Annotated in this window: 13 protein-coding genes; all 13 read right to left on the bottom strand. The window is 64.3% G+C overall.

Translation table 11 applies throughout. The features are described from left to right. Positions 1–6 precede the first annotated feature (6 nt). The 13 genes from nusA to tsaB all read right to left on the bottom strand — a co-directional run bounded on the left by nusA (position 7) and on the right by tsaB (position 13003). Complete coding sequence (gene nusA, locus ACT2BZ_RS10775) at positions 7–1602, bottom strand: transcription termination factor NusA (protein ID WP_457940971.1); 1596 nt, start codon at positions 1600–1602, stop codon at positions 7–9. A 56-nt stretch (positions 1603–1658) separates the two neighbouring features. After that, on the bottom strand, positions 1659–2282 hold the full coding sequence (rimP, locus tag ACT2BZ_RS10770; RefSeq protein WP_457940970.1) for a ribosome maturation factor RimP: 624 nt from the start codon (positions 2280–2282) through the stop codon (positions 1659–1661). 147 nt (positions 2283–2429) lie between these two features. After that, positions 2430–3065 carry a tRNA (guanine(46)-N(7))-methyltransferase TrmB gene (trmB, locus tag ACT2BZ_RS10765; protein ID WP_457940969.1) on the bottom strand — a complete coding sequence of 212 codons (636 nt, stop codon included), beginning with the start codon at positions 3063–3065 and terminating at the stop codon, positions 2430–2432. 80 nt (positions 3066–3145) lie between these two features. Then, positions 3146–4447, bottom strand: a complete 1302-nt coding sequence (gene metK, locus ACT2BZ_RS10760) for a methionine adenosyltransferase (protein WP_457940968.1) — start codon at positions 4445–4447, stop codon at positions 3146–3148. A gap of 147 nt (positions 4448–4594) precedes the next feature. Then, positions 4595–5017: a helix-turn-helix domain-containing protein gene (locus tag ACT2BZ_RS10755; protein ID WP_457940967.1), complete on the bottom strand. Its 423-nt coding sequence runs from the start codon at positions 5015–5017 to the stop codon at positions 4595–4597. Between the two features lie 134 nt (positions 5018–5151). After that, positions 5152–6741, bottom strand: coding sequence for an apolipoprotein N-acyltransferase (gene lnt, locus ACT2BZ_RS10750; protein WP_457940966.1), 1590 nt, complete (start codon positions 6739–6741; stop codon positions 5152–5154). Positions 6742–6859: 118 nt separating this feature from the next. Next, positions 6860–7924, bottom strand: coding sequence for a hemolysin family protein (locus tag ACT2BZ_RS10745; protein WP_457940965.1), 1065 nt, complete (start codon positions 7922–7924; stop codon positions 6860–6862). Positions 7925–7950: 26 nt separating this feature from the next. Next, positions 7951–8439 carry an rRNA maturation RNase YbeY gene (gene ybeY, locus ACT2BZ_RS10740; RefSeq protein WP_457940964.1) on the bottom strand — a complete coding sequence of 163 codons (489 nt, stop codon included), beginning with the start codon at positions 8437–8439 and terminating at the stop codon, positions 7951–7953. Positions 8440–8473: 34 nt separating this feature from the next. After that, on the bottom strand, positions 8474–9469 hold the full coding sequence (locus ACT2BZ_RS10735) for a PhoH family protein (RefSeq protein WP_457940963.1): 996 nt from the start codon (positions 9467–9469) through the stop codon (positions 8474–8476). 71 nt (positions 9470–9540) lie between these two features. Then, a complete protein-coding gene (gene miaB, locus ACT2BZ_RS10730; protein ID WP_457940961.1) occupies positions 9541–10941 on the bottom strand; it encodes a tRNA (N6-isopentenyl adenosine(37)-C2)-methylthiotransferase MiaB in 1401 nt (466 codons plus the stop codon). 57 nt (positions 10942–10998) lie between these two features. Further along, positions 10999–11799 (bottom strand): lyso-ornithine lipid O-acyltransferase, encoded by an 801-nt coding sequence (gene olsA, locus ACT2BZ_RS10725; RefSeq protein WP_457940960.1) that lies wholly within the window; start codon positions 11797–11799, stop codon positions 10999–11001. A gap of 35 nt (positions 11800–11834) precedes the next feature. Beyond that, the gene (gene rimI, locus ACT2BZ_RS10720; protein ID WP_457940959.1) at positions 11835–12329 is read right to left on the bottom strand and encodes a ribosomal protein S18-alanine N-acetyltransferase; all 495 of its coding nucleotides are present in this window, start codon (positions 12327–12329) and stop codon (positions 11835–11837) included. Then, complete coding sequence (gene tsaB, locus ACT2BZ_RS10715; RefSeq protein ID WP_457940957.1) at positions 12326–13003, bottom strand: tRNA (adenosine(37)-N6)-threonylcarbamoyltransferase complex dimerization subunit type 1 TsaB; 678 nt, start codon at positions 13001–13003, stop codon at positions 12326–12328. The genes rimI and tsaB overlap by 4 nt, the downstream gene beginning before the upstream one ends. Between the last annotated feature and the right edge of the window lie 6 nt (positions 13004–13009).

The raw sequence follows: 13009 nt of genomic DNA, 5'->3' as shown, positions 1-13009 counted from the left end.
CTCACGTCACGCACCGGTCGGCTCAGCGGGTTCTTCTTCCGCCTCGACGGGTTCTTCTTCGGTGATCCAGCCAGCCTTCAGGCGGGCCGTCATCACCATCTGCTCGGCATCGGCACGCGACACCGCGTGATCTGCCAGTACGCCCGGGAAGAACTTGGTCTCGCCGTCCTTGCGCTCCTTCCAGCCGACGAGATCGTCGACCGCGTAACCGGCAAAATCCTCGATGTTCTTCACGCCGTCCTCGCCGAGGGTCACCATCATGGCTGTGGTCACACCAGGGACCTCGCGCAAATCGTCCTCGACACCGAGCTCCTTGCGCTTGGAATCGTGCTCTGCCTCGATCTTTTCGAGGTAGTCACGAGCACGCGTCTGGATTTCGACCGCGGTGTCCTCGTCGAAGCCGTCAATCGAGGCGATCTCGTCCTGCTCGACGAAGGCGACTTCCTCGACCGAGGTGAAGCCTTCGGAAGCCAGAACCTGGCCGACCATCTCGTCGACGTCCAGCGCTTCCATGAACAGGGTCGAACGCTCGACGAATTCCTTCTGGCGGCGCTCGGACTCTTCCTGCTCGGTCAGGATGTCGATATCCCAGCCGGTCAGCTGCGAGGCGAGACGGACGTTCTGTCCGCGGCGACCGATTGCCAGCGACAGCTGGTCGTCGGGCACCACCACCTCGATGCGCTCAGCGTCCTCGTCGAGGACCACCTTGGCGACCTCGGCCGGCTGCAGCGCGTTGACGATGAAGGATGCCGCCGAAGGCGACCACGGAATGATGTCGATCTTCTCGCCCTGCAGCTCGCCGACGACGGCTTGGACGCGGCTGCCGCGCATGCCGACGCAGGCGCCGACCGGGTCGATCGAGCTGTCGCGCGAAACGACGGCGATCTTAGCGCGCGAACCTGGATCGCGGGCGACCGACTTGATCTCGATGATGCCGTCGTAGATTTCCGGCACTTCCATGTTGAACAGCTTGGCCATGAACTGCGGATGCGTGCGCGACAGGAATATCTGCGGGCCACGCTGCTCCCGGCGCACGTCATAAACATAGGCGCGAACGCGGTCGCCATATTTGAAGTTCTCGCGCGGGATCAGCTCGTCCCGGCGGATGATTGCCTCGCCGCGACCAAGGTCGACGATGACGTTGCCGTATTCGACGCGCTTTACCGTGCCGTTGACGATCTCGCCGATGCGGTCCTTGTACTCGTCGAACTGGCGGTCGCGCTCGGCCTCGCGCACCTTCTGCACGATGACCTGCTTGGCCGACTGCGCGGCGATGCGGCCGAACTCCATCGGCGGCAGCTGCTCGGCGATGAAATCGCCGACCTCGGCATCGGGGTTGCGCTCACGCGCCGAGGACAGCGCGATCTGGCGGCCGTAATCCTCGACCTCCTCGACCACTTCCATCAGCCGCTGCAGCTTCATCTCGCCGGTCGTCGGATTGATGTCGGCGCGGATGTTGGTTTCCTGGCCGTAGCGCGAGCGCGCAGCCTTCTGGATCGCGTCGGCCATCGCCTCGATGACGATTTCCTTGTCGATCGACTTTTCCCGCGCAACCGCGTCTGCGATCTGCAGCAGTTCAAGCCTGTTGGCGCTAACAACCATGTTCGTCGTCTCCTTGGTCATCCACTCCTGCACCGGTCAACGGTGTGGGTGTTCGATCAATCCTGTGTTTCGTCGTCTGCTTCGTCTTCCGGCTCGCCGGCACGCTTCTTGGCTTCCTTGCGCGCCTGGTTGTCCTTGGACAGGGCGTCGCGGATGAGATCATCGGTCAGGATGAGCCTGGCCTCGGCGATCAATTCGTAGGGTACTTCTATCCGTGTCTCGGCACCCTCGGGGGCCTGGTCTCGTTCGATGGTGACGCCATTGGCACCGGCAGACACAATCGTTCCCTTGAAGCGCTTGCGCTCAGCGACCAGGATAGAGGTCTCGATACGGGCCTGGTGTCCTGCCCAATTCTCGAAATCCGACTTCCGGACCAGCGGCCGATCAATGCCCGGCGAGGAGACTTCCAGATGGTAGGCCTTGTCCACCGGGTCTTCAACGTCGAGCGCCGGCGACACCGCACGGCTGACCTCTTCGCAATCCTCGACGGTCATCGTGCCGTCCTCGCGCTCGGCCATGATCTGCAGCGTCAGTCCATTCTGCCCGGACAGCCGTACGCGAACGAGCCTGAAGCCGATCGCCCGCAGCACCGGCTGGACGATGGACGCAACGCGCGCGTCCACACCGCTTTCGCGGATGATGCGATCGTCACCCGTTGTTTCGTTTGCCAGGGCCGTCATTGGGTCTCCACTACGGCCAGCTAACAAAAAAGAGCGGGACCGGGTGGACCCACTCTTCGTCAAACCGACCAAGAATTTGAACCCGATATAGACCAAGCGCCAGCCGCTTTCAAGTCCTGCATGCCGCCCGGACGGGCATCCGGCCGCTCAGCGGCGGACGAAAGTGAGGTAGCAGGGCCGCCGCTTCTCGCGCAGCGCCTTGGCTTCGTAACGCGTGCCAGGCCAGCCCGGATAGGGCGTATTCCAGTCGCGCGCGTCGTCTGCCTGCCAGTGGAATTCGCCATGCGCCCGGCAGGCCAGCAGCGTCCAGTTGATGTAGGTGTCAATGTCGGAGGCAAAGCGGAAGCGCGCCCCGCTCTGCATGACGCGGGCAAAACGGTCGAGGTTGTCCGGGCTGACGAAGCGACGCTTCCAGTGCTTTTTCTTCGGCCAGGGATCGGGATAAAGAAGGTCGATCCCCGACAGCGAAGCGTCCGGCAGCCAGTCGAGCAATTGCGTGGCGTCGTCGTCATGCACGCGAAGATTGCGAAGCGGGGCCTCCGCCAGCACGCCCATCAGCTTGGCCATGGAATTGATGAAGGGCTCTACGCCGATGAATCCGGTGTCGGGGTGCGTCCTCGCCTCATGCAGCAGGTGCTCGCCGCCGCCGAAGCCGATTTCCAGCCGCACATCGGTCACGTCACGCTCGAACAATGTCGTGAGCTCGGCTGGCGCCGCGGCCTTCAGGTCGACGGCGTAGTGTCGCATGCCCTGCTCCAGCGCATTCTGCTGGAGCGGACTCATGGGCCGCCCCTTGCGGCGACCGAAGAACGCCTCGGTCGCCCTGCTGCGCCTGCCCTCGACTGTCACTGTTCGGTCTCCGGTCAGGCGGTGACGGCTTCCTTGAGCGCCTTGGCCAAGTCGGTTCTCTCCCAAGAGAACGAGCCGTCGCGTCCTGCCTTGCGGCCGAAATGGCCATAGGCAGCCGTCTTCGCATAGATCGGCCGATTGAGGTCGAGGTGACGGCGAATACCGGACGGCGACAAGTCCATCACGACGCGAAGCGCTCTTTCGAGCACCGCCTCGTCGACCTTGCCGGTGCCGTGCATGTCGACATAGACCGAGAGCGGCTGGGCGACGCCGATGGCGTAGGCAAGCTGGATCGTGCAGCGGTCCGCGAGCTTCGCGGCCACCACGTTCTTGGCGAGGTAGCGGGCGGCATAGGCGGCCGAGCGGTCGACCTTCGTGGTGTCCTTGCCGGAGAAGGCGCCGCCGCCATGCGGCGCTGCGCCACCGTAGGTGTCGACGATGATCTTGCGGCCGGTCAGGCCGGCGTCGCCGTCCGGGCCGCCGATGACGAACTTGCCCGTCGGGTTGATGTACCAGTTGCAATCGTCTGCGATCTTCAGGTCGCCAAGCGCCTCACGGATAAAGGGCTCGACCACCTTGCGAACCTTGGCCGAATCCCAGCTGCCATCGAGGTGCTGGGTGGAAAGCACGATCTGCGTGGCCTCAGCAGCCTTACCGTCGACATAGCGAACGGTCACCTGGCTCTTGGCGTCCGGGCCCAGCTTGCCAACATCGCCTTCGCCGGAATGGCGGCCGGCTGCCAGGAGCTCGAGTATCTTGTGGCTGTAGTAGATCGGCGCCGGCATCAAGTCAGGCGTCTCGCGGCAGGCATAGCCGAACATTATGCCCTGATCTCCCGCTCCCTCCTCGCCCTGGCGGTCGGAAGCGTTGTCTACGCCCTGGCCGATGTCGGGAGACTGACCGTGCAGCAGCACATCGATCTTTGCGGTCTTCCAGTGGAAGCCATTCTGCTCATAGCCGATCTCACGAATGGCCTTGCGCGCAGCAGACTTGAACTTGGACGGGTTGACCACCGGGTGACTGTTGGCGTCGAGAACGACGTCGCCGTTCTTGTCCTTCTTCAGCAGCGTGTGCGGCACTCGGACCTCGCCGGCAATCACGACGCGATTGGTGGTCGCCAACGTCTCGCAGGCGACGCGAACCCTCCACGGGTCCGAGACGGCGTATTGCTCATAGCGCTTGGCGTCTTCCGGCTTGACCTTCTTCACTTCGCGATAGACCAGATCGACGATCTCGTCCGAAATGCGGTCGCAGACCTTGTCCGGATGCCCTTCGGAAACCGACTCCGAAGTGAAAATGTAGTTTTGCCGCGTCACGGGTGTCCCCTCTTGAAAGTCCGATCGGCGGAAGCCGAGTTCAGGCGGACAACGTGTTAGCGAGGACAAGCCGGGGTCGTCAAGCCGCGTGTCGCCGCTCCCCGGAGAGCGGCGCCCGACTCAGGACCGGCAAGCGGCGACCGCCCCTCAGGCGGCGGGATCGCTGGCCAGCGTCTTGACCAGTTCGATGATCTTGCGACGTACCTTGGCGTCGGAGATCTTCACGAAGGCCCGGTTCAGTTGCAGTCCTTCGGCGCTGGTGCAGAATTCAAGAGCGAAGGCGGTCGAGGCATCCTCCGAAAACCCGCCAGTGGCGGCCGGCTCTGCGCCAGGCATGTCTTCGAACAGAAATGCGACGGGCACGCCAAGTATGTTGGCGATGGCCTGCAGTCGACTCGCGCCGACACGATTCGTGCCCTTCTCGTACTTCTGAATCTGCTGGAACGTTATGCCCAGGCTCTCGCCGAGCTTTTCCTGGCTCATGCCGAGCATGTTGCGGCGCAGCCTTATTCTGCTCCCCACATGGATGTCGGTCGGATTCGGTTTCTTCTTGTTGCTGCTGTCGACCATGGTTCTTCTCGCCGATCACGACGGACCAATTGTCACCTGTCCGTCCGATTCAGCCCCCCAAATAGCTAATACCTGTCTGCAGCCAGTCTCGTCATTCCAAATGCGGCAAACTATGTGCCGCGCAACAAACCCTGTCAAACTGCCCGCATCCCGTGCCACACCCTGCCTGCCGCAGCAAAGAGAGCCAGGATCAACAGAATTGCAAAACCGACGAGCCGGGCCTGCGAATAAGAGTTCCAGGCGCTGGCCGGCACGGCCAGCTCGACGTCGAGAATGCCCCTGGAATTCATCGCAAGCCCGTCCACGATCCGCCCTTGCGGATCGATAACACCGGATATCCCGGTGTTGGCTGCACGCAACAGCGGCATCCCGCTTTCCACAGATCGCACCTGCGCCTGCCGAAAATGCTGGTACGGGCCAGGCGTCTCCCCGAACCACGCATCGTTAGTCACGTTCACAATAACCCCAGGTGACGTAACGTCAACTGCTACTATATCCGGGAAGATTATCTCGTAGCAGATGAAGGGCAGTCCAACGATGCCGCCCGGCAGGGCCAGGGGGTGACGCTGGCTGCCGGCGACAAAGTTCATCGGACCGGCCACCAACTGCTCTATGCCCAGTCTGGCAAGCAAGCCGGAGAAAGGCAGGTATTCGCCGAAGGGCACCAGGTGCACCTTGTCGACGGCGTCGGCGATCTCCCCGCCGTCGTCGATCGCGATGACCGCATTGTAATAGCGGGGAGCGTCGGTGCCGCTGCCGGGTTCGGCGCGCACCGCCCCTGTCAGCAGCAGCTGCCCCGGCTGCAGCATCTCGCCGATCGCGGCCAGCGCGTCTGGCCGGTCGGTGAACAGGAAGGGGACTGCCGTTTCGGGCCAGAGGATCAGCTTCGGCGCCGGCGATCCGGCCTCCGGCGGGCGCGCCGACAATTCGAGCGTGGTGGCGAATATCCGGTCGCGCACGTTGTTGTCCCACTTTTCGGAAAGATCCACGGCAGGCTGCACGATTCGCACTGGGAGCGTTTGGGCCGTTTCGGGCAGCCTGACGCCCATGCTGTAGAAGCCGTAGCCAAGGTGCGCGGCGACCAGCGCCAGCGCGGTCGCCACGCCCAGGCCAAGGTTGCGGCGCGCCGCAAACAGCGCCGGCGTCGAGAAGACGAACACCGCCAGCGCATTCATCCCGATTACGCCGACCAGCTTGACGCTCTGCATCAGGAGAGGCGTCGGCATTGCAGCGAAACCAATGGGATTCCACGGGAAACCTGTGAACAGGAAGGTGCGCAGCCATTCCGCCAGACCGAAGGCGAAGGCGAGCGCGGCGATCCTGCTGATGTTGTTTGTCCAAAGCAGCCAGGCCAGTGCACAGGCGAAGGCATAGAAGATGGCAAGAAGCGCCGGAATGCCTACAACTGCGATGGGCAGCGCCCAGGCGAAACTGTCTGCCTCTACAAGCAGCGCGTTGCCGATCCACCAAAGCCCGGCAAGGAAATAGCCGAAACCGAACCACCAGCCGATCGAAAGGGCCGGCGCCAGGCGCCTGGTCAGCGCAGCGGGTCGCGGTACGGTGGCGCCGTCGAGCAGCCAGACCAGCACCGGAAATGACACAAAGCCGACGGCGAAGAAATCGAACGGCGCCTGCGTCAGCACGGCAAGCGCGCCCGCGGTGAAAGCCACCAAGGCGCGGCGCCAGCCCCAAAGCAGAATTATCCGCCCAGCCAGACGCTCCATTCGCTATCCTGCTCATGCCTTGCCAGCTTCCGCGCCGAATCGCCCGCGGATCTGGTCCCCAGAATCACGACGGCAGCTTTAGCAGGATGGGCGGGCTGTTCCAAACGGCCTGAAGGCCTCAGGAGCTCGGCTGGTCCGCTCGGGCGGCGCGTCGACGGCGCTCCGCCTTCAGGATGTTGACGATACGGACCCGCTTGACGCGCCGCGGGTCGGCATCGAGCACGTGGAACTCGAAGCCCGGTATGGCCTGGACGACCTCGCCGCGGGCCGGCACGCGGCCGAGCGTATTGAAGATCATGCCGCCGATCGTATCGACATAGTCGCCATGCTCCCCGGCTGCGAAATCCTCGCCGATCAGTTTGGCTACGTCGTCGATCTCGGCCTTGCCGTCGACGACGAAGACGCCATCGCCGGACTGCGTGATCATCGGCTCGTCGTCATCATGCTCATCCTCGATGTCGCCGACGACCATCTCGACAATGTCTTCCAGCGAGACCAGCCCGTCGGTGCCGCCATATTCGTCGATGACCAGTGCCATCTGGGTGCGCGCCGCCTGCATGCGCGCCATCAGGTCAGAGGCCAGCATCGAAGGCGGCACGAAGAGCACCGTGCGGATGAGGTTGAGTTCGCCGATCGTCTTGGAAAGATCGACATTGCCGAGGTCGAGTGTCACGGCTGCCGGCTTCCTGCCGCCGCGGCCCTTCTTTGTGCGCGCGACCTTGGTGATGTTGGCCAGGACGTCTCGGATGTGCACCATGCCGCGCGGGTCGTCGAGCGTCTCGGCGTAGACAGGCATGCGGGAATGGCCCGACTGCTCGAATACCGCCATCAGCTCGCCGAGCTTGGTGTTGATCTCGACCGCCTCGATGTCGGCGCGCGGTATCATCACGTCCTCGACCCGCACCTCGCGCAACCTGAGGATGTTGTGCAGCATGGCACGCTCGCCGGGCGAGAAGGATTCGCCGCCGGTGTCCGTCTCGGCCAGCGCATCGGCCAGTTCGTCGCGAAGGTTGGAGCCGTTTCGCGGCTTGAAGAGCCCCGAGAGGCGGCCAAGCAGTGTCGGCCGATCGGCCGAGACCTCAGGCGCCGTCGTGCTGGGACTAGGTCCCTCTTCCGCGCCGTCGGCGGCGGGTTTTGTACCGCCCGTCTCCGGCTTTGGGGCAGGCTCAGGAATATCGTTCATCGTCGTCCGGTTGGTTTCCGCTTCTGTTACGCGTAGGGATCGGGAATGGCAAGTCTGGCAAGAGCGGCCCGCTCGATGCCCTCCATGGCCTCCGCATCCGCATCATTCTCGTGATCGTGACCGAGCAGGTGAAGCAGCCCGTGGATGACGAGGTGCGATATGTGGTGCTGCAGGACCTTGCCTTCCAGCCGCGCCTCGCGCTCGACGGTCTCACTGGCAAGAATGATGTCGCCAAGCATTGGCGGCAGCGGGGCGCCAATGGCTACGGGAAAGGCCGGAAACGACAACACGTTGGTCGGGCTGTCCTTGCCGCGCCACTCGGCGTTCAGGGCGGCGATATGGGCGTCGTCGGAAAACACGACGCTGAGTTCGGTAGCCGCACCCGAAGGCGGGTCCAGCTCAGCCAACACCGCGCCGACTGCATCCGAGGTGATCTCGAGGAGATCGGACTCCTGCGGCCACGCCCCTGCCTCGACAAGGAGATCGATCTCGATGTTTGGCCAGGTTGAACGCATCACATCCGTGCCGGCAAACGCGCGCCGGCCTTTTTCACCCTTCGCTGGCGCCGAAGCCGCGCGCCATCTTGGAGTCTCGGTCATAGGCCTTGACGATCTCCGCGACAAGCGGATGACGGACCACGTCGCTGTCGGTGAAGCGCACGGTGACGGAGCCTGATACCCCGTCGAGGATACGAAGCGCCTCAACCAGGCCCGACTTGGTATTGGGCGGCAGATCGATCTGAGTCGGATCGCCGGTGACGATCATGCGCGAATTCTCGCCAAGCCGGGTCAGGAACATCTTCATCTGCATCGGCGTGGTGTTCTGCGCCTCGTCGAGGATCACCGCGCTGTGGGCCAATGTTCGGCCGCGCATGAAAGCCAGCGGCGCGATCTCGATCACCTCGGCGGCGATAGCCCGCTCGACCTTGTCGGCCGGCATCATGTCGTAGAGCGCGTCGTAGAGCGGCCGCAGGTAGGGGTCGACCTTTTCCTTCATGTCGCCCGGCAGGAAGCCCAGACGCTCGCCGGCCTCGACGGCAGGACGCGACAGCACGATGCGCTCGACCATGCCGCGCTCGAGCAGCATTGCCGCATGGGCGACCGCCAGGTAGGTCTTGCCGGTTCCGGCCGGCCCGATGCCGAATACCAGTTCGGAACGGTCCAGCGCGCGCATATAGGCGTCCTGGTTGAGCGATCGGGCGTAAATGGTGCGCTTGCGCGTGGCAATCTGGGCGGCGGCCATCTTGCCCTTCCGCTCAAGCGTCGGCAGCGTCATCTGGTCGTCCGCTGCAATCGCCATGCGCACCGCGCCGTCGACGTCGGACTGGCCGATGTCGGCGCCCTTCTGGAGTATGCCGTAGAGATTGTCGAGCGCGCGCCTCGCCTGTTCGGCCGCCGAGGACGAACCCTTGATGGTGATCTGGTTGCCGCGCGAGTGGATGTCGACGCCGAGTTTCTGTTCGAGACGCGCCAGGTTCTCATCGAACTGGCCGTAGAGCGCGCTGGCCAGCTTATTGTTGTCGAATGTCAGAACGATATGCGCCATGTCCGACGCCCCAGAGGGCGGGTCCTTCAACTCGGTAGCGCTCAAACGACTCTCCTCGTTGTCATCCGCCGTCATGCCGGATCGGCGAACAGGCTGCCTTGGCCTGCGTTAATGATTCGCACACTGACAATGTCACCGATTTCGCCGGCGGTTTCATCAACAATAACGGGGTGCAGCCAGGGCGAGCGACCGACACGCTGGCCGGGCTTGCGGCCGGGCTTTTCGATGAGCACATCCATGCCGCTGCCAACCAGGCCGGAAAGGAATTCGCGCTGCTGTTCGAACAGCAATGTCTGCAGGCGCTGCAGCCGCTCGTCCTTCACGCTTTCGGCCACGTGGTCGTCCATCTCGGCGCCCGGCGTACCCGGGCGCGGCGAGTATTTGAACGAGTAGGCCTGCGCGTAGCGGACCTTTCTCACCAATTCCATGGTGGCCTCAAAATCGCTTTCGGATTCGCCGGGAAATCCGACGATGAAGTCGCCCGACATGGCAATATCAGGCCGCGCGGCGCGGATACGCTCGATCAGCCTCAGATAGTCCTCAGCCGTGTGGCGCCGGTTCATCGCCTTCAGGATGCGGTCCGACCCGCTCTGCACCGGCAGGTGCAGATAGGGCATCAGCGCCGGCAGGTCGCGATGCGCGGCTATCAGTTCGTCGTCCATGTCGCGCGGGTGGCTCGTCGTATAACGCAGGCGTGCCAACCCGGGAATCTCGGCCAGTGCGAAGAGCAGTCTGCCGAGGCCCCACTCGGCGCCGTCGGGGCCCAGTCCGTGCCAGGCGTTGACGTTCTGCCCGAGCAGCGTGATCTCGCGGACGCCGTTCTCGGCGAGACGTCGCGCTTCCGCGACGATCTGCGCCACCGGGCGCGAGACTTCGGATCCCCGGGTGTAGGGCACGACGCAGAAGGTGCAGAACTTGTCACAACCTTCCTGCACCGTCAGGAATGCGGTCACGCCACGGCCAGCGATCTGCGCCCGGCGCGGCTGCGGCAGGTGCTCGAACTTGTCCTCGATGGCGTAATCGGTTTCGACGACCTTGGCACCGCCGCGAACCCTGCGCAGCGCCTCGGGTAGCTTATGATAGGTCTGCGGCCCGATCACCAGGTCGACGGCGCCCTCGCGCCGCATGATCTCCTGGCCCTCGGCCTGCGCCACGCAGCCGGCAACGCCGACGATCGTCTCCAGTCCATTTCGGGCGCGCTCGGCTTTAAGGCCGCGAATACGTCCCAGTTCGGAATAGACCTTCTCGGCGGCCTTTTCGCGAATGTGGCAGGTGTTCAGGAGCACGAGGTCGGCTTCTTCGATCGCCTCGGTGCCGACATAGCCATCCGCGGCCAGCGCGTCGGTCATCCGCTGGGAATCATAGACGTTCATCTGGCAGCCATAGGTCTTGACGAAGACCTTCTTTGTGGCCGTCCCGATCTCGGAGGTCGGGGCGGCACCAGGCCGCTCTGAAAGCTGTTCTTGTTCCATGCGGCGCTTTCTAATGCGTTCCCGCGGCAAAAAACAGGCGAATCTGCCGTCGATCTTCTACGCGGACGGAAGCGGGTTGCGCAGAGCAGCCTGCAGCATGGAACGGACCCGAATTTCCACCAGCCTGGCAGCCTCCTTGCGGCTGGTGCCGGCGGTAAAGGCGACCGGCTCGCCGAAATGCAGTTCGACGTCGATTCCGCCGCCACGCAGCAGGTCGGCCAGGTGCGGCCACAGCTCGGTGTCGCCGATCCACGCGGCGAGCGGGCGGTGGAGACGGCCCATCGGGACGCCGTGGATGCGCGTGTAGGCGATGGCCACCGGTTGGATGTGAACGGTTTCGCGGATGCCGCTGTCAATCGCCAGGGATGCCGCGCCGAACAGCGAGGTCTTGAAGGGCAGGATCATGTTGCCGTCGCCGGTCGTGCCTTCCGGAAAGAGCACGATGGGCTGGTCGCCCGCCATGCGCTCGGCAATCTCGCCGGCCTGCTCGCCCGTCTTTCGCCGCCGCGTGCGCTCGACATAGATCGGCCGCTGCAGCCTGAACAGCCGCCGGACCCCCGGCCATGCGTCGATGTCCGATTTGGCGATGAAGGTCATGTCGAAGTGCGAGGCCATGACCTCGATGTCGGTCCAGGAAATGTGGTTGGAGGCAATCAGCAGCGGCCGTTGAGCGGTCATTTCGCCGACTACGTGGATGCGGAATCCGAGCGCCTTGACGTTGACCCTGTGCCACAGGCCGCGCGCGAAATTTTCGCTGAACCAGCCCGTCCGCATGGCCAGCAGTTGTACCGGCACCAGCAGCAGTGTCGCCAAGAGGACGCAGGAAAGCGCGATCACGAGCCTTGCCCAGCCAATCATGGCGCGCTTTTCATCTCCCGGCAGAGGCCCACTGGCTAGCGAAGATCGCGGCGCATGACAAGCGCGCCCGACGCGCCGGTGGCCGACTGGTAATAGTTCGGACGCTTGCCGACTTCGGAGAAGCCGAAGCGCCGGTAGAGAGCGATTGCCGGCGCGTTGGTTTCATCGACCTCGAGGAAAAGCGCCTCGGCGCGCTGGCGGTGAAGCTCGCGCAGCACCGCGTCCATCAGCTTCCAGCCGAGTCCCTGCCTGCGGTGTGAGCGCGCCACCGCAATGGTCAGGATTTCCGCCTCGTCGGCGGCCAGCCGGGCGAGCACGAAACCCGCCGGCGCCTCGTGGCCACGGCCGGTCTCTCGCGCCACGAAGCCGAACACCGTGTCCTGCGCGAGCAGGCTGGCGAACTCGCCATCGGTCCAGGGCCGGTGAAAATCCTCTTGGTGCAGCCGCGAGACCGCCGGACTGTCGGACTGGGCCAGCGGCTCCAGGAAATAGTCACGGCCGCGCGGCTTCAGGAAGGGAATGCGCATCATGTCGCCTGCCTCAGCAGGACGAAACCGGCCTGCGGCTTGGCGTCGGCGCCGCGCAGATAGAGCGGACGCGGCTTCTCGCCCCCCGCATCGCGGCCGGCGGCAATCGCCGCATAGTAGCCGATATCGGCGGTTGCCGACGTTGAGCCGGTTTTGACTGCGGGCAGTTCCACAGCGATCCGCGGCCCGGCGGAACCAACAACCACGGTTGAACGGCGCCGCGCCAGAAGGACGGCCTCATCGAGCGTCATCACGGTGGGCTCGACGAGCGTTGCGCCCGTCTCGCCGTAGACGGCAGCGTTGATCTCGCCCCGCCCTGCGTCGAGTGCGCTCATCACCGTCACCTCGCCGAAGCGCTGGCGCGCCTCGGCGGCCAGAGCCTCCAGCGTCGTCACGCCGATTGCGGGCACCTTCAGGGCCATGGCCAGACCGCGCGCCGCCGCAACGCCGACCCGCACGCCGGTGAAAGAACCGGGGCCGATGCTCACCGCCACCGCGTCGAGCTCCGGAAACGTGATTTTCGCCCGTTGCATAGCGTCGCCAACCACCGCCATCAGGTGCTCTGCATGGCCCTTGCCGAGATCGAGGACGGCGCGGCCGTCCTCCTGTCGGGCCGCCGTGTCGTAGACGCAGGCCGCGCAAATGACCGATGCGGTGTCGATGGCGAGCAGTTTCATGGGTGC

It is taken from the genome of Mesorhizobium sp. 10J20-29, from assembly GCF_054130485.1.
This window is presented reverse-complemented; position numbering and strand designations above follow the sequence as displayed.